A 24,391-nucleotide genomic window follows, 5' to 3' on the forward strand; every position below is an offset into this window, starting at 1 on the left:
GACTCCCTTTTTTTACAATTGATCAAATATCCTCCGTTCAAACTCGAAATCGAAAAACGAAAGGAAACCGCTAAAAAAGATTCCAAAGCGTTAATACACCGTTTTCAAATGAAAAAATGAAAGTACAAGGTGATTTTTGAAAAATTCTTGCCAAAAAGAGAAACTAAGATTTACAAATATCCTTTTTTAGGATATTTGTAAATCTATGAATCTTGACTCATTACGGAAAAGAAATCTAAGTTTTGGAATGTTCGTTCCATTACTTTTCGCTCTCGTTTGTATTGCAGGTTGTAAAAAACAGAATAATCAAGCATGGTTACTCTTAGGGCTTCTACCAGCTTCTTCCTTGCCTATTCAGGATACGTTAGGCCTCTCGCAGCAAGCGTATTTGAAAGCGCCTAATACGTCCAATAACGATCAATTCGGATACTCGCTCTCAATCGACGGAGATACGATCGTGGCCGGTGCGCCTTTCGAGGATAGCAATACGACTTCTATTCTTCAAGATTCAAATTTAAGCGCCGCCAACGATAACGGAAATGATACCGGAGCGGCGTACGTATTTACGAGATCGGGTCCCAAATGGATTCATCAAGCATATTTAAAAGCGCCTAACGCATCCAATTCGGATAATTTTGGAACTTCCGTTGCAATCGACGCAGAGACCATCGCAGTAGGAGCAAGTGGAGAAGATAGTAATACGACGGTGATACTAAACGGATCCAATCTAAGCTCCACGAATGACAGTGGCAATAATACCGGCGCAGTGTATATTTTCATAAGAAACGGCGCAACCTGGACACACCAAGCCTATCTCAAAGCGCCAAATGCGTCCAACTCGGATCAGTTCGGAGCCGCGGTCGCAATTAATGGGGATACCGTAGTAGCAGGATCCAGCGGGGAAGACAGTAATACGACGACGATAATTAACGGATCCAATTTAAGTTCTACGAACGATAACGGAAGTAATGTAGGAGCCGCGTATGTCTTTGTAAGAAACGGATCGACTTGGACTCACCAAGCTTACTTGAAAGCTCCTAACGGGTTTAACTCTGATTCATTCGGAAACTCAGTCACCGTCGACGGGAATACCATTGCGGTCGGCGCCAAAATGGAAAGTAGCACCACAACTTCGATCATCCAAGGAACCGATTTATCCGCAACCAACCAAAACGGAAGCGGCAATGGAGCAGTTTATGTATTCGTCAGATCGGGAACAACCTGGACTCACCAAGCTTATCTAAAAGCGCCTAACACGTCGAACTCCGACTTATTTGGAAGTAGCGTTGCGATCAAGGGGAATACCGTCGCCGTAGGTGCGCCGTTCGAATCCAGCGATACGAACACGATCATCCAGGGACCAAATCTCGGATCCACAAACAACTTAGGTTCGAATAACGGTGCAGTTTATGTATTCGAGAGAGTAGGAACGACTTGGAACCAGGAAGCATATTTGAAAGCGCCGAATTCGTCCAATCAACATGCTTTCGGAGGTTCGGTGGGGATTTTCGGAAATCTCATCGTCGTTGGAGCGCCGGGAGAAACGAGCACAACCAATTCCATCGTTCACGGCAACGATCTACATTCAACGAATAGAGAAGGATTTTTTAACGGAGCCGCTTATGTATTCGAGAAATCCGGAACTCAATGGTCCCACCGAGATTATCTAAAACCTTCCAACAATACGAATGGAATTTTCTTCGGGGGAGCAACGGCAATTTCCGGAAATACGATCATAGCGGGCGCGTTAGCCGAAGGAAGCAACAGTAACTGGATTATTAATGGCGCCGATTTAAGTTCCGCGAATAAAAACGGAGCCAATAATGGAGCCGTATATGTGTTCGGGTTATAAGCGGGAGGAGAAATGATAAATCAAACTTTTTTGCTCAAGGGTAGCCTTATTGTCGGGTTCTTTCTTTTTATTCTTTTCGGTTTTCAAGTGTATCAATTCAAAAAGTCTCACGCAGATTTATTAGAAGAATTGCATAAACTACAAATGAATTTCGGTAAATCCATGAATGGAAACGATCCTTACCTCAAAAACGAAGTAAAAAACACGATTCTAAAGAATTCCGGAAAAATTCAGGAATGTTACAACGAATATCTAGAGACGAGGCCGAGGGCTACGACAGGAATAACTCAAGTCGACTGGAGAATCGATATCTACGGAAACGTACTGATTCCTGAAATTGTACGGTCTAATTTTACGGAAGAAAAATTCAAAACATGCCTAACGGAGAAGATCTCTTTATGGATCTTTCCTCCTCCCTCGGTCGAAAAATATGTTTCTCATAAATTTTCTTTCGAAAAGAGATAACTCGTTTAAAAGACAAATTTTATTGCCGAATACAAAACAGATTCTTTCTTACGGTCGTGCAATCGGTAGCGGCAGTTCCTGTATCTAAAGAGGTGGAATCCACAGCCGATAGACTTCCATAATGCGCGGTATTTATATAATAAGAATATGGATTTGGAAACCACTCTTCGTATGTAGGGACGATAGCCATGCACTGGTAAGAAGCGGTTTCTGTCCAATCCGACTTTAAACCGGTCCAAATTCCTCCGCTCGCTCCCATTCCCAAAGGGCTCGTTAAATTCCCGGAAGTAAAATAGAAGATAGGAGCTTGCGCGTGCGTTTTAAAGAGAAGCGTTAAGGCGTCGCTGCCGTAATAGCGGGTATTCGTTGCTAAAACCCAATTATGATTGTTATTACAATTAGGTGTGGATGGAAGTCCGCAATTCGCAGTCGAAGTAATCGCTCTTACAACCGTACCCGTCTGAACGGTGATTAAAGCCTTGTAGCTAGTCGTGGCTCCCGGCAATGAAGCAGGCTTTTCCGATGCACAAATTGCATCGGCTCCGGGAACGCCGCCAAAGGTTCCGAAATACCCGATTCCACCTTGAGCTTGATTCGTTGCCACAAACGTACATTTATCGATATCTGCCGTTCCGACTTGAAGAGTTTGACTTAATCCTTTGTCGGTTTGAATAGCGACTAACGGGTAATTCTGGTCTAGGCAATCATTATCGATTCCGTGAGTGACCGTAACCGTCGCGCTCGGACTCGAAGACGAAAGAGTAATACTACTAGGCGAGATAGTCATAATCGGACTGCTAAAACTTAAGTTATAGGTAACTGGAGAATCCAATTTTTCGGTCGAAGCGATTGAAATCACTAAAGAACTGTTTTCAGTGACGGTAGCCGAAGATTGAAACTGAATCGGAGTTACGCTTAATGCAAAAATAATATTCGGTAAAAAGGCTCCCAAAGGACTTTTACTCGAATCCAGCTGCATCGGTTTTGCTTGGTTGCAATGAACCGAAAGGATGGCATATAAAATAAGGAGCCCCAGGGTTTTAAAATCGTATAGTTTCATTTTAGCTTCTCCTGAAGGATCCTGACACCGGCTCGAGCCTTTCAGTCACCGAATGAAATAGATTTCCCGCACATAAGAAATAAGGATGTATATTAAATACTATTAGGGAAGCTGCAGATCCGAAAAAGAAAATGGACCACGGCAAATTGGAAGCTGACCCGCCCAAATCCGGATCAAACTTTCGGGTCTTTATAGGATTCGGACGCAATAGAAAAGATTTGAGAATAGTAGCAAGAAAAACCCCTTTTTCGGTGATTTTCATAACCTACCTCCAATTGTTTTCGCTTTAGGGTTTCCCCTAGAATAAACAATACAACTCAGGGAATAAAATTTTGACCTATTTTTGAGAAGATAGATTTTTTAATTTAGAACTTGATCTAAATTCGATTATCCTCGTTAGTCGGATTAGCTGGCAGGAAAATAAAAATACAAAATTCGAATCTAAATTTACCCGGATTCGCATATATTAAGGGGATCTAACGCAAAGCAAGTTATACGAAGTATTACAGGTCGAAATCCCGTTATTCACTGATTGGCCGTTTGCCGCGGATGCTAAACCCGCCTTACCGGTGTCACCCGAACTGTTCGAAGTCCAATCTTTACAATTATCCTGAGGAATCGCCTGCCGAGATATTCGACGACCGATATTAAGATATTCGGTTTTCTTACAAAAGCCGGTCTATGCTGCCGGAGCTTTTTGTCGAAGTTTTTGAATTTCTCTTCGAAATGATTCGTACGGATCTCCGTCCTCGTCCCCGCCGCTCTTAGTCGAAATGGACGTGGATTTTTCATGTCCCTTATTGGAAGAAAACCAAGTATCGATATATTTTATAACTCTTGCAATACGAACTCTAGAATCGTCTTCCTCGCCAGTTCGAATCTTATTTTGCAAAAATTCTATTCGTTCGGAGAAAACTTTATGAATTTCCCGCGCCTTCGTTCGGAAGGATTCATCGCTCGAATAGCAGAGAATTTGATCGTATTTTTCTTTGCTGCCTTCCCAAGTAAGCAAGACGAACTTTTCCCTTTCGAGAATTTGATAAAAAAAATCCGCAGAGAATTCGGATGCTAACGCTTGGATATCCGCCGCTAAAGGCGGATTCTTCTTTTTAAAGTAGTATTCGTCCAGAAAAGATGATAGTTTAGATCGTTCATCGGCATGGCGAATTTTCTCTTCTTCTTTCAGCCTTTCTTGAACTCTTGCCTGTTCGTCTTTTTTGGCGATTTCGAGATTCTTACCTTTTAAAAAATTCTGTTGAACGCGAATCTTATCTTTCGCCTGTGAAAAAAAGAAATCTTGAAAAATTCTTCCGATACCGATCAGATCCAAAATCGGATAAAACCAAGGAAAATATTCCATATAACCTTTTCGTAATACTTTTCCGTACGCTTTTACGAATTCGGATTCCTTAAAGACCGATTTAATTTGAGGTTCGTTTGCTTCGATTAACTGACGAATGCATAAAATTTTCCAGACTTCGACGACGTGAGCGCCGCTCAGACTCAAAATAATCTGTCTCACACTTTCTGGGCTTTTATGCAGGAACGCATGGATCGTACCGCCTTTTGCTTCCCAAGTCGCGTAAGCAATTTCGAGATCGTCCAGTAACATCCTTTTTAGATCGTCCGGGAAATACCGAAACTCCTTATCCGGAAGAAATAAGACCTTACGATCCCAACGAACCGCTTCCGCTAATAAACTACGCTTAATCTCCTGAAATTGATTCCTCTCTTTTTCGGAATGTTGTCTCAGCATTTCCTTTTCCGCAATTTCCGCCAAAGTCCGTATTAAAATTACTCCCAACATACCCGGACTTGCCGGCCCGGGATTCCCCGACTGCAAAGCTTGTGAAAACGACTCGGCCCTTGCTACGCGAAACTTGGTGGTTTCTGGACGAGAAGGATCGGAGTAATGGAATTTTTCCTCCATCGCTATTCTTTGAAACGCGTCCGACAGTACATGCCGAAGAAATTTCATACCTTTCGTTTGAATAAAGTCATCGATATACTCGATGATTTGCACTGCTTCTTTAGTGTTTTTTAAACTGAAAAGACCGTAACCTGGAATGTCGACGACCCTTCCTTTCTTGGTAAGGTCGTCCTCTAATTCAAAAAGAAAATCTTTTACGAATTCCGGACTCGGAGGAATGGAAAATTTTTCATCGTGAAACGATTCTCGTAGATAAAGAAAAAGTTGAGGAAAGGGTTTTTCTTTCCTTGCGCCGGTTTCCCAGTCCGCTTCGAGATTTTCCCATACAACGGACTTTGTCAGTTCCGGCTTGCGGTCGAGATATCCTATCAAAGAAATAACGGATACATCCAGCAGCTCCAAATAGATTCGACTTAGATCGAGCGATTCCCCTTCGGGAAACGCCGCAAAACAAGGCTTAGGTGCAGGCTGCTGCTCCAATTCATCACCCATGAAATAAGCCATTTGCGAAACGGTTCCATCTTCAAGAAGCCGTTTTAGATGAAGCTCCATTTCCTTCGGAGTCAGCTCGCCGGCTTCCTGGACCCGGTTATGGGGTTCGAATAAATGGCGTGACTTTGCGTTTTTATAAGAAGTGGCTGCAGCTATCGCCTTATACAAGGAATGCGTTACCTTGTCGTTCATGTAATAGCTTACGACTTCATTCAGCTTTTTAACCCGTAAAAAGCTCTGGAGAAGAGGACTCCCCGTATTAGGATCTAACGGTCTCGAATCTTTTACAGTCATAATGAAAGTCCGATCCTGTTTGCTGTTTCAGATTTTATAATCCCTAGGAATTTTGGATAGGTTCGCTTAGACATTCGCTACAGAATCTGCCGTCATCATAACCCGCACGGTAGCCGCTTCCACCAAAAACTTATTTTTGCCCTGATTTTCATTAACTAGCCGCTAGATAGAAGTATCTATGTCACTAGATGTCGACTAATCCTCTTGACGGGGTCGATTGAAAGCCTTTCCTGGAAGTTGGAATGCAACTTAGTAAACAATCTCCTTTTATTCCCAGAAAAGTATTATTAGTTATTTTAGACGGTGTCGGTTACTCTCCTAAGGGCCCGGAATTCGGAAATGCGATTGCAGCTGCAAAACTTCCGTTCTTAAACAAGCTTTGGAACGAAGCTCCGACCGTTCATTTAAAAGCACATGGAACCGCAGTGGGAATGCCCTCCGATGAGGACATGGGAAATTCTGAAGTCGGTCATAACGTACTCGGCTGCGGAAGAATCTTCGATCAGGGCGCGAAATTAGTGAATAATTCGATCGCCGACTCGTCGTTATTCGAAGGCTCGGCTTGGAAAGAAATCGTGGAGAATTGCAAAACTAAAAACTCCACGTTGCATTTGATCGGTCTCTTTTCGGACGGAAATGTCCATGCTCATATCGATCACACGAAGGCTCTTATAGAAAACGCGATTAAAGTCGGAGTACCAAAAATTCGGCTCCACATTCTATTGGATGGAAGAGACGTACCGGAAAAGTCCGCATTGGATTATTTAGTCCCGTTCGAAAAATGGTTAACCGAATTCCGAAATAACGGGAAGGATATTAAAATAGCATCGGGCGGCGGAAGGATGACGATCACGATGGACCGTTACGAAGCGGACTGGTCTATGGTAGAGCTTGGATGGAAAGTCCATGTAAAAGGCGAAGGCAGACAATTTCCCGGAGCCGAGGCGGCCATCCGAACTTTCAGAAGCGAGGATCCGACGGTAATCGATCAATATCTTCCGTCTTTCGTGATATCGGAAAACGGAAAACCGGTCGGCCAAATCGTCGACGGTGATTCGGTTGTATTTACGAATTTTCGCGGAGATAGAGCCATCGAAATCTCCCAGGCATTCACTCAAAAGAATTTCGATAAGTTCGATCGAGGACCGCTACCGGAAGTTTGCTACGCGGGTATGACGCAATACGACGGAGATCTAAAATTGCCGGAACGATTTTTAGTCACGCCGCCGGCGATCGATAGAACGCTAGGCGAGTATATGGCAAACTCCGGCATTTTACAATATGCGTTATCCGAAACTCAAAAGTACGGGCATGTTACGTTCTTTTGGAACGGAAATCGATCCGGACATTTCGATGTATCAAAGGAAGATTATAAGGAGATTCCGTCCGACGTTATTCCTTTTGATCAAACACCGAATATGAAAGCGGAAGCAATCACGCAAGAATTGGAGAAAGTACTCTCCGAAAACAAACATGACTTCTACAGGGTCAATTATCCGAACGGAGACATGGTAGGTCACACCGGGAATTTTACGGCCACCGTTCGGGCGATGGAATTTCTAGACGAATGTATGAAGCGACTTTCCGTCGTATGCTCCAAGCAGGAAATCGTTCTCGTAGTTACCGCAGATCACGGGAATGCGGACGAAATGTACCAGTTGGACAAAAAAGGAAACGTTCAAAAGGACAATGCCGGACATCCGGTTCCAAAAACCTCCCACACGTTAAATCCGGTTCCTTTTAGCATTTTAGACCCTAACGGAAAACTTTCACTCAAGAAAAATGTTCCGAATGCGGGATTAGCAAATGTAGCCGCCACTTTGTTGGATATCATGGGATACCAAACGCCGGAAGGATACCACGAAAGTTTACTAACGAAATGATCGGTCTCTCGAAAATAGAAAAGAAAAAGAATTGAAGTCTTTATAATCTTCCGAGTCCTCAGTTGTAAGACTTAAATAAAACTAATGTCAACGATAGACTTAATCATATTAGGCATTCTAATCAAGCGGCCGATGAACGCGTACGAGATCGTACATTACGTAGAGAACGATCAAGTCGATCGAATGATCAAAATAAGTACCCCTGCGATTTACAAAAGTTGCAAGAGGCTTTTTCAAGCCGGTTACTTGACGGGAAAAACCGAAAAAGAAGGGGAAAATCCCGAAAAAGTGATCTACTCGATCAATGCAGCCGGCAAGAAATATTTCTACGAATTAATTCGGAATTTCTCATCGAAGATACAGCCCTTCTATATCGATTTTAACGCGGTCATTCTAAATTTGGATCGACTCGACCGAGAGGAAGGTTTGGCGACTCTCCTTACCCTAAAAAAGCAGATTTTTGGATGGAAAGAATGGATTCTGGAACATGAAAAAGATATGAAAACAGCTCCATTTCCGGTAAAAACCATCATAAAACAGTATCGGATGACATTTAGCGCGTTATCCGACTGGATTGAACAAACGATTCGTGAATTCAAAAAAGAGTAGCTTTTTTGGCCATCTACTATACAGCATAGTACTATATAAAATATCACTATATAGGGGACTAAAACTCTATGAACAAATTAATTACATATTTCCTGTATCCGGTTCTGCTATCCTTGAATATCGGATTCATTGGAGCGGCTCTCGTTTTAAGCTGGGAGTTAAAATATGCCTTCATTTGGATCAGCGGATTCAACGCGATCGTTTTATTGATCGTTGAATTCGTATTTCCACTTAAGCAAGAATGGAAGATGACCAAAAAATCTTTTGTGCGGGATTTAAAATGGATGTCCGTTACGATTCTCTCAATAAATGCAGTGAAATTCTTTTTTGCATTTATAGCGATTGCACTAAGCCGCGAAAATAAAGGGTTATTCCGCGATTCATCGTTCATTATAGAGTCGGTCGCAATAGCTGTAATCTTCGAATTCGGACAATATTGGTATCACCGAATAAGTCACGAAGGAAAAGGTTGGATCGGCAAATGGCTCTGGAGTATTCATGTGGCTCATCATTTACCCGATCGAGTTTATCTTCTCATGCATCCGGTTCTACATCCGATCAATACTATAGTAATACAAGTAATCATACAAGGAACCTTCCTTCTATTAGGTTGCCGCCCTGAATCTATCTTTATCTTTAATGTTCTGCTCGGACTACACGAATTATTTTCGCACTTCAATGTGAATATAAAAGCTGGCCCTCTAAACTATATTTTTATAGGAACCGAACTCCATCGGTTTCATCACAGTGCGAATTTGGACGAAGCTAAAAATTATGGAACATTCCTAAGTCTTTGGGACATTGTGTTTGGAACTTTCGTTTATCGATCGGAAAGCATTCCGGAAAAACTCGGCGTACCTGAACCTGAGAACTATCCGAATAGTAGTCAGCTGATAGCCGTAATGTCGCTTCCATTTACAAAATTAGGAAATAACTCCGAGTTATAGCGATAATGATTATCCTAAAATCCCTATCGATTCGTAATTCTAGAATAAATATCCGTGACTCAGTCCGGTCGTCGGTAAAATTTAGCTCTTAGGGACCAACGAATTGAAATGTCGTATTTACTGTTTAAATATTTTTTGACGTCGCTTCTGATCGTATTGATATCGGAAGTAGCAAGAAGAAACGAAAGACTGGGCGGCTTTTTAGCTGCCCTCCCGATAATAACGATTTTAACGTTAATTTGGCTTAAGATTGATAATGCTTCATCGGAAAAAATCTCAAATCATGCATACTATACTTTTTGGTATGTTCTTCCTACTCTTCCGATGTTTTTAATTTTTCCGAAACTAAATCAAAGATTCGATTTTTGGCCCTCCTTGGCGATCTGCATAGTCGGTACGGTTCTCCTTTTTTTTCTTTTCGGATACCTATCCGGCAGATTCGGCATTAAACTTCTTTAATTCATTAATGGCATTTTTCCGGATCCTGATTTATGAGCATTGGGGCTGAAACGGGAAAGAAAAAAACTTGAAACTCGTAAACAAACGATTACAATCCGCTGACAATTTACGGATAAAACGGCGGAACCCTTAAAATGAAAGACTTCCTGAGAACTCCCGAAGAAAATTTCGTTAATCTTCCAAACTATCCATTCCGTCCGAACTATGTTCAACTAGACTCATTTAGGATGCATTATTTGGATGAGGGGAATGCAAATGCAAAGGAAACCCTTTTACTTTTACACGGCGAGCCCTCCTGGTCTTTTTTGTATCGCAAAATGGTTCCACCTTTAATAAACGCCGGCTATAGGGTCGTGGTGCCGGATTTAATCGGATTCGGAAAATCGGACAAACCTACAGATCCGGCCGTTTTCACTTATAAGCAGCATGTCGAGTGGCTAAAATCTTTTTTACTTCAGACAAAATTGGACAATCTAACTCTTTTTTGTCAAGACTGGGGAGGTCTGCTCGGACTACGAGCAGTCGCAGAACTTCCGGATCGTTTTGGTCGAGTCTGCGCCGGAAATACATTTTTACCTACCGGCGATATTCCGCCGAAAGAAGAATTCTTAAAATGGAGAGACTTCTCTCAAAAAGTAAAATCTCTTCCGATCGGTCGAATTATACAAAACGGATGCATTTCCAAACTTTCGAAAGAAGTAATGAATGGATACGAAGCGCCCTACCCGGACGAGACCTACAAAACCGGGGCTCGCATCTTTCCAACTTTAGTTCCTATAACGCCTAATAATGATGCGTCGATCGATAATCGAAACGCCTGGAATGTTCTCCGGCAATGGAAGAAACCATTTCTTACCGCCTTTAGCGATTCCGACCCAATCACCAAAGGCGGAGATATTTTCTTCAGAAGGGCTGTCCCTGGCGCAAAGGGTCAGAAGCATGTTACGATCACAAATGCGGGGCATTTTCTTCAAGAAGACAAAGGGGAAGAATTGGCCGCAATTTTAATCGAATTCGTAGATAGCAATCCAGTATAGACCTCGGATGCTTAACCTATATTCTGATCCTCGCCGTCCGATTTCATAATTTGCGATTCGTCCATAATGTGCATTTGCGATAAACCACTCCAAAGAATTTCTGCGGAGCGACGAATTATCTCCTGATCGGGAAAGCCGGATTCTTCCGACTGCAATCGCATCAAACCGAGAAATGAACCGAGCACTAATGAAGCGCAAGTATCGGAAAACGCGTCCCCCTCTTCCGATCGAAAATAAACGGCAAGTCTGAATTTAAGTCCGAGAAATTCCGTCAAGCTCTCATCATCCAAATGCGCTGAGCTAAAAAATCGATTTAGAAAAAAGAATTCGTTCGGCTTCGCCTTAGAAAAGGAGCTGATTCCAGTCCAAAGCAAGAAAAATCTCTCTCTTCTATCCGATTGTTCTACGATTTCCTTTTCTAAGAAAGTCAGAAACTCGAAGAGACATTTTCGAAACGACTCGTTGAAGAGATGGTCTTTGTTCCGAAAATTTCGATAAATTGTACCAACTCCAATCTTTGCGCGCAAAGCGATATCCGGAATATGAGTTTCAAAAAACCCCCTTTCCGAAAATAATTGAAGTGCTGCGTCAATAATTCGCTCTTTCGACTTTCGCAGAGGTAATCCTCTGTCTAATAAATTTTCTCTTTCTCGAACTGAGGAAGAGCTTTCTTTTCCAGCAGAACCATTATCTACATAATAGTGGTAGACTTCCGCTAAGTTTTTGTCTTTCATCGTGGCACCGATTGATCATTTTTTTGTATTTGTTTCTATTTTTTACTAACGTTATCTTCTTTATTAATAAAGAAGTCTTTAAAAAACTAAAAATCATAGCTCTCTCTGTCAAGAATGAAAGATTTTTTACGTAAATAAACAACTCTCATTCCAGAACCGAATATTATGGAATGAGCAGTAAGAAAAACTTTCTCGTCAGTGTCGATTCATTCTTCGTTTGATTCTTATCAAGAGAATCGGGAACGATTTCCTTTCTTTAACACATTGACCAAACAAAATTACGAAACGATGTCCAAGATCAATTGATAACTCTTTAAATCATTTACGTTATCTGAATCAATAATTCCAATCTTATATATTGGGAGTGCAGACATATAAGATTGGAATTTGCACGAAAAATAAAAAAAGGGACTCCGGTGTGGAGTCCCCAAAGTCGCTATATATGGTACCGAAAGAAAAAATAAACCTCAACGAGGTTTGCTGATTGCGTAGCTCGCTAATGCGGCAATGTTTCTCGGAGTAAAACGGATGGATTGAACTAGCACCCGATTCAAAAACCCCGGAATTGTAGATGGGCCCTCTCCCAATTTGGATAGGCAGCGATCCACAACCTCCTCAGGAGTTGACCAAATTCCGAAAGGGCCGGTTCCATTATAACCTGCATTCTCTTGAAATTTTGTCTTCGTGTATCCGGGAGATAGTGATATTACTTGAACTCCGGTTCCCTTTAGTTCTGCCCAAAGAGCTTCGCCAAAAAGTAAATTAAAAGCTTTCGTTGCCCCATACGTGGCAAAAAAAGGCGTCGGTTGATAAGCCGCAATACTAGCAAGAAAGACTAAACCGCCTTTACCTCGTTTTTTCATGGCTGGGAGAAATTTTCCCGTAAATGCCACCGGCGTTCTACAGTTTAAATCCACCATTTTGGTTTCGTGGTTAGAATCTAGTTCTTCAAAATATCCGTACGTTCCGAATCCAGCGTTATTAACTAATAATCCGATCGGAATCTTAAGCTGATCCGTCGCCATGGACACTTTTTCCGCAGCATTCTCTGCGCTTAGATCCTGTGCGACGGTTTCAACCCTAATTCCATAGCTTGCCCTTAGTTCCTTCGCGATTCTTTCTAGTTCTTCCTTCCTGCGAGCAACAAGCACTAAATCCATCCCTTTTGCAGCCAATCTCCGTGCAAAGGTTTCTCCCAAACCACCGGATGCTCCGGTAATTAAGGCACCTCCGCCAAAACGATCCGTCCAATTTTGTTTTCTCATTGGATTTTCCCTCCTTATTCAATGTCAACTATTAATGAATGAATATTCATTCCGTTTAAAAAACAAGTTTTTTCCAATAGCTGAACGAATCTTTCGATCACAAATCTGCAATTCGATCTACGGGAAAATTCGTTGTGATTCCGAAAATACGGGAACCTAAAAAAATATCTCGGTTCGCCGATACGCAGGCTTTTGTTTACGGAATATCGAAGAGTATCGACCTGATGATTCCAAGCAGGTTCCGATGAACGTTAAACCCGCGGCGTTCGGACTATTTTTGCCAGTGACGAAACGTTCCAATTTCAAGAAATCCTAATTTATCGTAGATGCCTTTGCCCATTTTAGTTGCTTGAAGGATAAAAGGAAGCGAGGATTCACTTTCCGTTATTATCTTTCCTACTAATCTTGAAGCGATTCCACGATTGCGATAATTCGGAGAAGTGGTGACTGAGTATAATCCGACGGATTCTTGATTTTGAAACGTAAGGGCGGTGGCAACCATTTCATCTTGGCAGAAGGCTGCGTAAAAAAGGAAAGCTTCTTCGGAGAATGCTCTGCGGTATAACTCACTTTGATCCGTCGATCCAAAAGCATCGTTGACCAAATATAACCAAGTTTCGATTTCATCACCGTCCGTTAATTTTCTAAAAATTATATTTGGATCCGATAGTTTTTCTTGAAGTACGAGCCGCTTAGAATTCGGCAAGAACATTCCAAGTTGGGATTCGTAGATTTTATAATTCAAATTCAGCAAAGCTTCGGCAATTTCCTTACTTTCCTCCCAACTAAGCACTAGCTGATGCCCGACGGAAAGGATAAGCTCGGGTAACTCGATTAATAAATCCCTTTGCGAAAATTGACCGGGCTTTAAAATAATTCTTCGAAGCCAGTCCGAATATCGATTCGGAAAAAAAGAATATGTTTGGCCTCTTATCGGATCTTCTTGCGATAACTCGGAGAATAGCTCGTGTAATTGGAAGTAATTGTTAAAAACAATTTCGCGACGATGAACATCCAAAGAAAAATCTCCCTGACTTTCCAAGCTGAATCGAACTAAGACGCGATCCCTTTCCAAAGGATTTCTCCGGCACGAAGTAGGGCTTTTTTATCCAACTTGACGAAACCTCCTTTAGCGAGTTTTACCATTCCGACAAACGCCCCATAGCAGAGAGATACCAATTCCATAGAACCTAGTTCCGTTCTAACTTCCCCGCGAGATTTCGCGTCCTCTAGGAATGCGGCTAAATGCTGCATCGTTTCCGAAGTGACTTTTCTGCTTTCTTCGTCCAGATACGGAGAGTGCGAATGCAATTCTAAGAATTCGAACGATTCAGGATATTCTTGGTAAAAATTTCCCAAAGCCTTCCACAAATGAAAGAATCGTTCTTTTGCCGATGCATTCTTGGGGAAACCTTTCTGCAAGGCATCATGGAATTTTAATTTCCAAAAACGATACAGCTCGTTTACGAGCTCTTCTTTGCTTTTATAATAGCGATATATAGTTCCGGCTCCAATTCCCGCTTCCTTTGCAAGTTCGGGCATAGGCGTTGCCGCAAAACCTCTTTCCGTAAAGAGGCGCAGAGCGGAACTGAGAATTCTTTCTTTTTTATCCTCGGGATCTCTAACCGCCATTTATTTTTCCATCCTTGGTTTAAGGTACTGATCCAAAATATTCCACTTCTCTATTTAAACGTACCCCGCATTCTCGTTCCACTTTTTCCTGAACTGTTCTCACAAGAGTATCTACGTCGCTCGCTTTGGCACCCCCGACATTGACGATAAAATTGCAGTGTTCCGGAGAAATTTGCGCCCCGCCCGCAAGTTTACCTCGCAATCCTACTCGATCTATGTATTGCCAGGCCTTTATTTCCACTCCGTTTTCGAATGTTTTCGGGTTTTTGAACATAGAACCCGCGCTCTTTTTATTCTGCGGTTGAGAGGAATTTCGTCTATCGCGCTTCTCCTTCAAAGAAGCTTCGATCTCTTCGAGATTTCCCCGTTCCAGTCGGATTAGCGCGGATAGTATTACCGAATCTTTCTTTTCCAGAAATTCCGTAAATCTATACCCGTGAAGGATTTCCTTCGGGGTTCGTTTAATAATATCGCCGTCGCGTATGAATTCCACCTCTTGAATTAGGTCGAAAAATTCTCCTCCGTAACATCCCGCGTTCTGAATAACGGCGCCCCCCGTCCAACCGGGAATCGTACTCAAAAATTCGGCGCCGGTGAATCCTTTCTGCGAGATTTGTCGAAAAATTGGGGTTGTGTTTGTCGCCGCGCCCACCCGAAATAAGCCCTCTCCCAAATCATCATATTCCTTAAATAACCCGCTTAATCGTAATACGATTAAGTCGTTAGGGCGGTCTGAAATCAGAACGTTAGTTCCTCCCCCTAAAATTTTCCACGGGGTTTCCAAAAAGTCAAAAACCCTGAGCAATTCCTGAATCTGTTCCGGGGATTCGGGCTCCGCGACAATCGGACATACTCCGCCTATCTTAAAGGAGCAATGTACGGAGAGGTCCACGCTTTCCCGGAAAGGAATTCGTTTTTGGGAGAGAGACTCTTTTAGCTCCCGAATTTGAGCTGAAGCCAATATGGGCACTTTTTTCAGGTTTCCCTTAGTTAATATATGGGCAAGAAAAAAGCCGAGAAGGAAAAAAACCGCTCATGCTTCGTAATTAAGGGTCCGAACTTTCTTTTAGGAGAAGGCATATGTTCTACCTACTATTACAATCAGTATACCAGGATTATGCTTCCGGGAGATCCGACTGGGATACGTATTTTGATTCCGTCATCAACCTGGCGCTTGATCAAGAAAAGCTAGCCGGCCTGGTTTAACGATTTCTCAGATAAGCTATAAGTTGCTTCGCAACGTCATGCTTCGACGCGGGACCGATTTCTTTTTTCGATCCGTCTTTTCCGAAAATAATAACGCTCGTATCGCGATCTCCGAAACCGGTATCCTCTCTACTTACGTAATTTCCGACGATATAATCCAAGTTCTTACGCCTTAATTTTCCGACCGCATGCTCTTCAAGCTTATGGGTCTCGGCGGAAAAGCCGACTATGAGCGTATCGATAAACTTTTCTGCAATCACCTTGGCGCTGACGGACGCTAGAATATCGGAGTTCTTGGTTAATTCCAAAAAGATGGTTTCAGCTCCGTCTTCCTTCTTAATTTTCATTTCGCTACTCGACAGCGGCCGAAAATCGGCAGGAGCCGCCGCCATAATTAACGCCGTATTAGAGGCCATTTCGTTAAGAATTGCTTGCTGCATTTGAGAAGTGGTTTCGACCGATATTACTCGTGCTCCTTTAGGATTCGAGTATTCCGGTTGAGTCAAGCCCCGAATATAAACGATATTATCCGACCAATCCGATGCGGATTCCGCAATACAAAAGCCCATTTTTCCCGACGAAGCGTTGGAAATAAATCGAACAGGATCGATCCATTCCCTGGTAGGACCGGAACTGATTACAATTTTTTGAATATTCATTTTATATAAATCTTTATAATAGATTATACAAATTTAATATATGCTTCCAGGATCGCGGCTTGAATCACGGCCACATCGGCAAGCTTTCCGTATCCTTCGTCTCCGCAGACGACAACGCCTTCTTGTGGATCCAAGATTTTTACGCCGTCCACTTGTAATTGTCTCAAATTTCTTTGCGTACTCGGATGTAAGAACATATTCGGATTCATAGCGGGTGCGACCATCACCGGACAATTCGCCGCTAGATAGGTTGAAGTTACAAGGTCGTCCGCGATTCCATTTGCCATTTTCGCGATAATGTTCGCAGTTGCAGGAACGACCGCAAATACCGCGGCGGAGTTACGGGCGTCTATATGAGCCATTCCTTGTTCATATTCGTCGACTCGGACTTTCTTTCCTGTTAGAGCTTCAAAGGTAATCGGACCGATGAATTTGGTCGCGTGCTCGGTCATAATAACCGAAACCGGATATCCTTCTTTCGTTAAATTTCGAACTAATTCACAAGCTCTGAATGCGGCAATACTCCCCGAGACGGCAATCAAGATATCCTTCTTGTTCATGTTAGCAGAATTTCCTACTTACCGGCGAGTTACAACCTAAATCGCAAAAGAAGAAGGTTGTGATTGTCGAGTAAAACGAACGGTCATAATCTTATTTCCGTCCATCTTCTCCACACGCAATTTTCCTTCCGGAATCAGAACTTCCGTCCCTTCCTTAGGCATATCTTCCAATTTATCCAAGATAAAACCCGCAATGGTTCTTATGTCGCTGAGTGTTTCTTCTTCGATGCCGGTCAGTATCTCTTTTAACTCGTCCAACTCGGTCTCGCCGTCGATATCAAACGCGTCTGGAATATCACTCGGCACGGGATCCGTTTCATGATCGTCGGTTTCGTCCCTAATCTGGCCGAAAACTTCCTCTATAATATCTTCGAGCGTTAGCAATCCGGAGACGCCACCGTATTCATCGATAACGATGGCCATATGTTGATTAGCGCTTCTTAATTTCTGCAGAACTTTCTCAATCGACATATTCTCGGGCACGAATATCGGGGGTTGCATGATGTTCGTTACTTTCGCTTTTTTGTTTCTCTTAGGTGAAGAAAGCCACGCGAGAAACGCTTGCACATGAATGATTCCGATAATCTTGTCCGTCGTTCCTTCATAAACGGGATATCTAGAAAAGTGATGTTCTGCGATGACCGATAAGACCGCTTCCATGGACATATCTGCAGGAACACCCACGATGCTCAATCTGTGAGTCATAACATCCTTAGATAGATGTTCCGAAAACTGGAAGGTATTTTGGATGATCTGGAATTCTTCCTTATCAATCGTTCCTTGACGATTTTGCTCCTGAATCAAAATCATCAATTCTTCGGGTGAATGAATGATCCGATGCGCATCCTCTTTGAATCCGATCGATTTTAAAATCAGAGACGTCATTCCATTTAAGAAAAACGTAATAGGATAAAAAAGGTAATAGAAAAAGAAAATAGGAACACTCGTCAGTAATGCGATCTGCTCCGTTTTCTGGATTGCAATCGTTTTCGGAAGCAGTTCCCCCAAAAGAATATGCAAAAAGGTAATTAACGCGAACGAGATCGCCACCGCGAGACCGTGAACGGTCAGTTCCGAGGCCGGATTTCCTACGAATCGAAAAATCAGCTCGATCCATCCTGACAGATACCCCTCTCCAACCCATCCTAATAGAAGACTTGCAATCGTAATGCCGACCTGACAGACGGAAAGCATATCGTTCAGCATCGACGCCGCTTTTTTTGTAAGCAGCGCGAGCGGACGATTGTCCCGAATCATCTCTTCTAAGCGGGAAGGCCGAATCGAAACTAGCGCGAATTCAGCGGACACAAAAAAGCCGTTGGCAAAGATAAGAATAAGAATTACGAAAAAGCCGATCGCGTCCATCAACGACTCGAATTTCCGAAAAATTTTTGAATTAAGTTTGTAAGGCGGTAAGGAATAATTTTGGTCTCGTAACGACCTTGTCGGTCCGGAATTTTCCGGCTACTACTATCGGGGTCCATCTTTCTTGAGGATACTGTCCCTTAAAAACCATCCCGTGTCGAGTGTTTTGGTATGAAAAAAATGAAAAATTCGCCTAATGGAATGCAAAAAGACGCAAATCTAAATTATTCCAAATGCCGAACAAGTTTCAAAACTTTTGGGCCGAGAACAGAGTCTCCGGTTTCGTGCGCGAATTTTTCCGCTAAACTTATGTCGGATTCGGAACCGGGATCCCAATTCGGAACGTAATACATTTTGTGAGTTCCTGCAGAAAGCCAGAAGCGAGTCCAATCCAGGAAATCCTCGGATTTATCTATCCAACCGCTTCCGTTTAACGAGTCCTTAGTAAATAAAATTCGGTCCGGTAAATTTCTAAAATCCATTCTTCGCTTTAACTTTCGAAAGGAAACCGAACTCTTACCGCAAGACCATTCGTAATCCTTTAAGCCGTCCGGCGCCTTTCCATAGGTTCCAAGATTCCAAATTAGCATAGCCGATTTTCCGGGAAGCAATCGAACCCCGTCGAAGTATTGAGGCGTAAAAGAATGCCAGGGAAGATGGCCATCCCCGTCGACGGAAACTTTCGGAAACGGTTCACCGCAGGAAGGACCGAGAATTTTTTTCGCAACATCGCCTTCATCCCGTTTATCGAATCTGCGAAATAATTGGATGTCGGTGTTCGGATATTCTCGCTTTAAATATTCCACAGCCTCCACTCCGGCAAGATTCAGATAAACTTGTATCTTGTCTTTTTTCGAAAATGTCTCGATTGCCGTTCGAAGCGCCGATTGAGCCGAATAACTCGAAACGCTACCCGTATTCAACTCTTTCACTTCTATTTCTGAAGAATGGTCGATGTTTTTAGAAAAGAGATACAATTTCTTCTCTTTTTGAAATAAGGCCAAAACCGGATGGGCGACTTTCTTTAAATTCATGTTCTTAAACGGATCGAAATCCTCCCGAACTCGGACCGTTTCCTTGGAACGAATTTCGGACCAACTGGACTTCCATGGTTCTCGTCCCGGCGGATAAAACCCTTTATACTTTAAAATTCTATTGTGTGTTCGAATCAAAGAAAGTTCCAAAGGAGAGCCGTCTTCCGCCAGATCGGAATTAGTCTCGGAATGGATCATTAAAGATAATAAATCGTAAAAGTATCCGTGCCTTGTATAAAAATCTATCGCTGCCGTTTCCAAATTTTTGGTACCGTAAGCCAACGGAAGATAATTCTTGATTTCGTAAATCTTATCGTCGGTATATCCGGCGGCGGCTATTTTCATGGCCTGGTCTAAAAATCCCTTAATCCCGCGTATGTTTGTGGATTCACGATGGGATAGAAAAAGACCGTTTAATCGAATCCACTCCTCGCGATAAGACGGATCCGTATCTTTCAGAATGCCGTACGCTTTCGTAAATTCTATGATGGCCTTTCGGAGATTATTAGTTTTTAATTGAAGAAATCCGTGTAAGAGAGTTGCCGAATATTCGACTCTTCTCCAGCCCTTACTCTGAGCGAGAAAGCTGAGATCCATTGCCATTTTGGAAGCGACATCCGGCTCGTCTTCAAATAATATTTGTATAATGCGCAGACGAGTAAATAGATCGTCCTCGGTTAAATTCTTGGGAGTGCTGACCGAATTGAGAGCATCGACAGCTTTAAATGAATTTTTGGATTTCCATACCGCGACCGAAACCAAATCACGCGCGCTATTAATCGAAATCGGCTCGCCCAGAAACGGATGCAGAATCCGGGTGGACCAGTCCAGAAAATCAAGATTCAAGTAATAATCGAGAGCTTTTGCGTTATCGCCGGATAAGTAGGAAATCGCGCCCAACTTTAAATAAATGGAATTTTTATACGACGGCGCCAATTCACTTTGTCGATCCAGGATGTACTTCAAGACTTTCTCTGCGGCCGCAAAATCGCCGTCGATTAGATAATAATAGGCCAGTTTTTCATAAGAATGTGAAACCATTCGGCCGCCCAAATTTTCCGCCACGATTCCGATTTTGCTGAAATGAATCGCATCTTTGGGCAAGCCTAGTTCGGCTAAATAATCGGACACTCCCGGTAGATAATGACCAAGGAACGGAATATGTCTCAATTCCGATTCTTCGGTAAATGGAGCTAAGACTCGGTGCAGGTTCGTATATTCTCTTCCATGATCGTTTTCCCCTTGCTTGAAATCCGAAAGATACGCGCCGAGTCGTAGAGCTCTGCATAAGGAATAATATTCGTTCTTGCCCGAGCATTTTATTTTCTCGGGAGGCTTCTTATGGAAGAAAATGTTTCGTAGAGACTCCGTTAGCTGTTTCGTATAAGCGTTATTATTAGGCGGATTCCAAAGTTTTAGAACTTTTTCTCCGGTGCCTTTGCGAGAAAAATAGATATCTTGAAAATAGGCGAGAAGAGCTTCCGCAAAGCCCAGATCTTTTTCCTGATGAATTAAATTCATCAAAGTGGAAAACTTAACGGAATCCTTATTTACTAGTAAATACTCTCCGACTAAGAGAACGTATTCCGATTTTTGAGGCAGACTCAAACCGTCCGGAAACTTTGAAACATCGGAATCTTTATTGAATACCGATTTTCCCTCGATATTAAGCGAAAAATTTCCCGGAGATCCCACCCAACCGAAATCGTTTTTTGTTTGTGCAGATAATGACGAACAAGCCGAACAGATAAGCAGCGAGTAGATGACGAGATATCGTTCGAAGCGAAACGCGAAATTAACTAGGGAATTATGGAAAGAATGCCGGTACAAAGAAGTTCGTTTCTTGGGCCGTTCGGCTTTCAGAGTCCTTCTCTCTTGAGATCTCGGCTCATGAGGTCCCTAACAACATCCTTCGGATTCTTATGTTCGTAAAGCATTTTATATACTTCGGTTGTAATCGCCATTTCGATCCCTAGCTTCTTTGATAACTCGTACCCGCTTTTGGAAGTTTTAACTCCTTCCGCCACTTCGGTCATTCCGCCCAAAATGGATTCTAGATTTTCTCCTCTTCCTAACCGAACGCCTACGGTCCGGTTCCGAGACGCATCGCCGCAACACGTCAAAATCAGATCGCCCATGCCGGATGGACCTAAGAAAGTTAACGGATCAGCTCCAAGCTTGACGCCTAATCTTGAAATTTCAGTCAAACCTCTGGTAATTAACGCCGCCCTAGTATTTTGCCCAAACCCGAGCCCGTCACTGACTCCCGCAGCAATCGCGATCACGTTCTTTAATGATCCCCCGACCTCTACACCGATTACATCGGGAGTCCAGTAGGTTCTAAAATAGGTAAAACTGAAAATTTCCTGAACTTTCCTGGCGGTCGCTTCATTTTTTGAAGCGATACTTACGATAGTGGGAACTCTTCTCACGATCTCCTTTGCAAAGCTCGGTCCGGAAAGATACGACAGATGGCTATGAAATTTACCCGGCAGTTCGGCTTCGAAAATCTCCGAAACCAATCTCAAACTCCCATTTTCAATTCCCTTACTCGCCGATACGATGGGAGCTTTTTCAGGTAAGTATGCCTTGATTTCTCGTAAAATATCGGTAATTACGTGTGAAGGAGGAGCGGACACGATCATATCCTTGTTTTTTACCGCATCCTCCAAATTCGGACTTGCATTTAGATTATCCGGCAGGCGAATTCCCGGAAGGTACTTTTCGTTTAGATGATGATCGTTGATTTCCTTTACTAAATCCTTGTTTCTCGCCCAAAGGGTCACCTCGTAACCTTTATCAGCCAATAAGGCTCCGAGGGAGGTTCCAAAACTTCCCGACCCGATAACTCCGATCTGCATCCCAAACCCCTTTCTAAATATTGTTCGATTCTAAGGAAACGATGATCCTGTTCGGCAAACCGATCGGCGGCAAGAAAAAAATCCGGAACTCTTACCCGTTCTTTCTTTCTGAAATTTTAGAAAACCTGGAAATGAGTTTACCGTCGTAAATAGAATTACTACTCTAGTCCTTCCCATGCTGGACTTGCGGAAACTTCCGGGATTCAATCTCTTGGATCTATTATCAGGGAATTCTTCCCGCATTGAAAGCTCTACGAAGAGCAATTACCGCATCGCAATTCTTTTGCATTCCCTGAATAAAGTCCTCCGGAAAAAAGTCGTCGAAGGGACGGAAGATCTGGAGTCGCTAGTCCTGGATGCGGGTAGCGGAATTCTATTACTTTCGGGACATTATTGCATCAAAGGTCTAACCTGGTCCAGACTTCTTAGAACGGATTACGTAAAATTCAAACTCTCGCTTCGCCCAGTGCGTGTGGAAGGGAATAGAGTGATTTTTCGGATCGAATCATTTCGTTTATACGATCATAATCCTAGATCCTTCGACCCGATCCGATTTTTTTCTAAGGTCTTTAAGTTCCATCGAAGATTGATTCTGGAACAAATCGTGGAGGAAGTTCCCGAAATACTATCTCTCACCGAGATCGGTAACGAGGTTCGGATAGATTTAAATTATTTTCTAGCGGAAATTCCGGAAGTTGCAGGCAAGGTTTCAATCCAAAAAGTCATACCGGAAAAGGGAAATGTTTTCCTGTTCGTAAGATCCAACACGATCCTAAAACCGCTTTTAGATTTTTTCGGGCCGGATTATTTACGAATTGAACCGATATCCGAAAACGAAGACAGCCTTCTAATGCTCTGGAGAGACTAAAGATCTTTGGACGAGATTTTTTCTATATTTCAAATAACTCTTCTTCGAATTCTTAAAAAAGTTTGAGTCGCAAAATTAGGTTTCTGATTGGACATTCTTTGGCGGCTTTGGAGAATTAGTTTGATTACGGCTCGAACAGTGTTCAGTCGGTTTACCGTGCAATAGGAAAGGATCTTAATGAAGATAATTTACCTCACGGACATTCATGACGGCCTCCGAGGCCTAAAAGAAGTCTTACTCGGAACCGAGTGTGATTTGTACCTTTTTTCCGGAGATATCATTTACAAGGCCTTCTTCAATCCGGAGCGCATTATAGAATTCGTGACTCTCCAAGAAGAGATGTATCTGATCACGGAGGATCAAAAAGAAGAAATCAATCCTTACGATTATGCGACTCGAACAGTTCGCTTCCCGGAAAAATATCCCGCAGCAGTCATAGAAAAATCGCACGAATATCGGAGACTCTTTCATCAGGCTTCAAAAACCATGAAGGAGAAGTACGAACTCATCGAGATAATCATACAAAAGTACGCAAAAGCCCCTGTTCATTTATTGCCCGGCAATTACGATATCGATCTTCAATATACTGCGCTGTACGAAAGGGATCTGCATAGAAAAACGTTCGAAATGGGCGGACTAAAATTCGCCGGGTATGGCGGCGCGCCGATCATCACTTCCGGAATTCCGGAAAAATTAGCCGTTAAATTTCACGAATATAATAGGAACGGAAAAAGTTACAGCGAACCGGAGGATTTCTTCAATGAAGAAAAACCTGACGTTGTCGTGATACATAACCCGGCGTTCGGATATTTGGATAAAATTCCGAGTTTTGGGCATGTAGGATCGCAAGGAATTCGTAGGTATTTGGACGACAATAGCCCTTCTTTGGTCGTTTCCGGTCACGTTCATGAGGATCAAGGAATCATAAAAAAAGGAAAAACGATTTTTTTAAATCCCTCCAATTTCGGCCCGGTTGATTCAGTTTTCGGTTTTCAACCCGGCGGATTCTTTACTGAACTAGAAATAGAAAACGATCTTGTAAAAAATGTAAAATTAAATAGACTATCGGATCACTCTATCCGCTGGCTTCTCGATATAGATTGCACTGGAGATAAGCTTTCGCTTATCCGGGCAAATCCGGAATCGGAAGTATCGGCGGAAGATTTTATCCGATAGCAA

At 42.7% G+C, this 24,391-nt stretch carries 22 protein-coding genes; 10 read left to right on the forward strand and 12 right to left on the reverse strand.

From position 1 onward, the window contains the following. Window positions 1-205: 205 nt before the first annotated feature. On the forward strand, window positions 206-1,852 hold the full coding sequence (locus LEP1GSC058_RS12360) for an FG-GAP repeat protein (protein ID WP_016550769.1): 1,647 nt from the start codon (window positions 206-208) through the stop codon (window positions 1,850-1,852). Between the two features lie 12 nt (window positions 1,853-1,864). Next, on the forward strand, window positions 1,865-2,317 hold the full coding sequence (locus tag LEP1GSC058_RS12365; protein ID WP_039948356.1) for an AgmX/PglI C-terminal domain-containing protein: 453 nt from the start codon (window positions 1,865-1,867) through the stop codon (window positions 2,315-2,317). Window positions 2,318-2,336: 19 nt separating this feature from the next. Here LEP1GSC058_RS12365 and LEP1GSC058_RS12370 read toward each other — a convergent pair whose 3' ends face one another. Together LEP1GSC058_RS12370 and LEP1GSC058_RS12380 are read right to left on the reverse strand one after the other, a co-directional pair. Then, window positions 2,337-3,377: a DUF1554 domain-containing protein gene (locus LEP1GSC058_RS12370; RefSeq protein ID WP_016550784.1), complete on the reverse strand. Its 1,041-nt coding sequence runs from the start codon at window positions 3,375-3,377 to the stop codon at window positions 2,337-2,339. Between the two features lie 679 nt (window positions 3,378-4,056). Beyond that, window positions 4,057-6,093: a hypothetical protein gene (locus LEP1GSC058_RS12380; RefSeq protein WP_016549985.1), complete on the reverse strand. Its 2,037-nt coding sequence runs from the start codon at window positions 6,091-6,093 to the stop codon at window positions 4,057-4,059. Window positions 6,094-6,335: 242 nt separating this feature from the next. Here LEP1GSC058_RS12380 and gpmI point away from each other — a divergent pair, with 242 nt between their 5' ends. The 5 genes from gpmI (at window position 6,336) to LEP1GSC058_RS12405 (ending at window position 11,028) form a co-directional block, all read left to right on the forward strand. Further along, a complete protein-coding gene (gene gpmI / locus LEP1GSC058_RS12385; RefSeq protein WP_016550983.1) occupies window positions 6,336-7,976 on the forward strand; it encodes a 2,3-bisphosphoglycerate-independent phosphoglycerate mutase in 1,641 nt (546 codons plus the stop codon). 84 nt (window positions 7,977-8,060) lie between these two features. Next, window positions 8,061-8,585 (forward strand): PadR family transcriptional regulator, encoded by a 525-nt coding sequence (locus LEP1GSC058_RS12390; RefSeq protein WP_016551042.1) that lies wholly within the window; start codon window positions 8,061-8,063, stop codon window positions 8,583-8,585. A gap of 68 nt (window positions 8,586-8,653) precedes the next feature. Next, window positions 8,654-9,532, forward strand: a complete 879-nt coding sequence (locus LEP1GSC058_RS12395) for a sterol desaturase family protein (RefSeq protein WP_016549872.1) — start codon at window positions 8,654-8,656, stop codon at window positions 9,530-9,532. A gap of 108 nt (window positions 9,533-9,640) precedes the next feature. Beyond that, entirely contained in the window at window positions 9,641-9,991 is a 351-nt protein-coding gene (locus LEP1GSC058_RS12400; protein WP_016550424.1) for a DUF3147 family protein, read from the forward strand. A gap of 134 nt (window positions 9,992-10,125) precedes the next feature. Further along, complete coding sequence (locus LEP1GSC058_RS12405; protein ID WP_016549664.1) at window positions 10,126-11,028, forward strand: haloalkane dehalogenase; 903 nt, start codon at window positions 10,126-10,128, stop codon at window positions 11,026-11,028. 11 nt (window positions 11,029-11,039) lie between these two features. Here the strand turns inward: LEP1GSC058_RS12405 and LEP1GSC058_RS12410 are convergent, their stop codons facing one another. The 5 genes from LEP1GSC058_RS12410 to murB form a co-directional block, all read right to left on the reverse strand. Continuing rightward, window positions 11,040-11,762: a TetR/AcrR family transcriptional regulator gene (locus tag LEP1GSC058_RS12410; RefSeq protein WP_016550726.1), complete on the reverse strand. Its 723-nt coding sequence runs from the start codon at window positions 11,760-11,762 to the stop codon at window positions 11,040-11,042. Window positions 11,763-12,229: 467 nt separating this feature from the next. Beyond that, window positions 12,230-13,027, reverse strand: a complete 798-nt coding sequence (locus LEP1GSC058_RS12415) for an SDR family NAD(P)-dependent oxidoreductase (protein WP_016549699.1) — start codon at window positions 13,025-13,027, stop codon at window positions 12,230-12,232. A 271-nt stretch (window positions 13,028-13,298) separates the two neighbouring features. Then, the gene (locus tag LEP1GSC058_RS12420; protein ID WP_016549835.1) at window positions 13,299-14,102 is read right to left on the reverse strand and encodes a GNAT family N-acetyltransferase; all 804 of its coding nucleotides are present in this window, start codon (window positions 14,100-14,102) and stop codon (window positions 13,299-13,301) included. Then, window positions 14,081-14,659, reverse strand: coding sequence for a TetR/AcrR family transcriptional regulator (locus LEP1GSC058_RS12425; protein ID WP_016549364.1), 579 nt, complete (start codon window positions 14,657-14,659; stop codon window positions 14,081-14,083). The genes LEP1GSC058_RS12420 and LEP1GSC058_RS12425 overlap by 22 nt, the downstream gene beginning before the upstream one ends. A gap of 19 nt (window positions 14,660-14,678) precedes the next feature. Beyond that, window positions 14,679-15,629 (reverse strand): UDP-N-acetylmuramate dehydrogenase, encoded by a 951-nt coding sequence (gene murB, locus LEP1GSC058_RS12430; RefSeq protein WP_016550364.1) that lies wholly within the window; start codon window positions 15,627-15,629, stop codon window positions 14,679-14,681. Window positions 15,630-15,739: 110 nt separating this feature from the next. Here murB and LEP1GSC058_RS20585 point away from each other — a divergent pair, with 110 nt between their 5' ends. Continuing rightward, entirely contained in the window at window positions 15,740-15,865 is a 126-nt protein-coding gene (locus LEP1GSC058_RS20585) for a hypothetical protein (protein ID WP_016550745.1), read from the forward strand. On the opposite strand, the gene LEP1GSC058_RS12435 is transcribed toward LEP1GSC058_RS20585, so the two are convergent. The 5 genes from LEP1GSC058_RS12435 to LEP1GSC058_RS12455 all read right to left on the reverse strand — a co-directional run bounded on the left by LEP1GSC058_RS12435 (window position 15,862) and on the right by LEP1GSC058_RS12455 (window position 22,344). Further along, window positions 15,862-16,524 (reverse strand): phosphopantothenoylcysteine decarboxylase domain-containing protein, encoded by a 663-nt coding sequence (locus tag LEP1GSC058_RS12435; protein ID WP_016549989.1) that lies wholly within the window; start codon window positions 16,522-16,524, stop codon window positions 15,862-15,864. The two genes, LEP1GSC058_RS20585 and LEP1GSC058_RS12435, sit on opposite strands and share 4 nt — an antisense overlap. Window positions 16,525-16,547: 23 nt before the next feature. Continuing rightward, on the reverse strand, window positions 16,548-17,084 hold the full coding sequence (locus LEP1GSC058_RS12440; RefSeq protein WP_016549349.1) for a phosphopantothenoylcysteine decarboxylase: 537 nt from the start codon (window positions 17,082-17,084) through the stop codon (window positions 16,548-16,550). A gap of 36 nt (window positions 17,085-17,120) precedes the next feature. Next, window positions 17,121-18,449 carry a hemolysin family protein gene (locus LEP1GSC058_RS12445; RefSeq protein WP_039948357.1) on the reverse strand — a complete coding sequence of 443 codons (1,329 nt, stop codon included), beginning with the start codon at window positions 18,447-18,449 and terminating at the stop codon, window positions 17,121-17,123. A 224-nt stretch (window positions 18,450-18,673) separates the two neighbouring features. Further along, window positions 18,674-21,178, reverse strand: a complete 2,505-nt coding sequence (locus LEP1GSC058_RS12450) for a tetratricopeptide repeat protein (protein ID WP_016550178.1) — start codon at window positions 21,176-21,178, stop codon at window positions 18,674-18,676. A gap of 164 nt (window positions 21,179-21,342) precedes the next feature. Beyond that, entirely contained in the window at window positions 21,343-22,344 is a 1,002-nt protein-coding gene (locus tag LEP1GSC058_RS12455) for an NAD(P)H-dependent glycerol-3-phosphate dehydrogenase (RefSeq protein WP_016550785.1), read from the reverse strand. Window positions 22,345-22,519: 175 nt separating this feature from the next. Here LEP1GSC058_RS12455 and LEP1GSC058_RS12460 point away from each other — a divergent pair, with 175 nt between their 5' ends. Further along, window positions 22,520-23,212, forward strand: coding sequence for a hypothetical protein (locus LEP1GSC058_RS12460; RefSeq protein ID WP_016549917.1), 693 nt, complete (start codon window positions 22,520-22,522; stop codon window positions 23,210-23,212). A 177-nt stretch (window positions 23,213-23,389) separates the two neighbouring features. Then, window positions 23,390-24,388 (forward strand): metallophosphoesterase family protein, encoded by a 999-nt coding sequence (locus tag LEP1GSC058_RS12465; RefSeq protein WP_016550719.1) that lies wholly within the window; start codon window positions 23,390-23,392, stop codon window positions 24,386-24,388. Window positions 24,389-24,391: the final 3 nt, after the last annotated feature.

The sequence above is a fragment of the Leptospira fainei serovar Hurstbridge str. BUT 6 genome, assembly GCF_000306235.2.
Lineage (GTDB): Bacteria > Spirochaetota > Leptospiria > Leptospirales > Leptospiraceae > Leptospira_B > Leptospira_B fainei.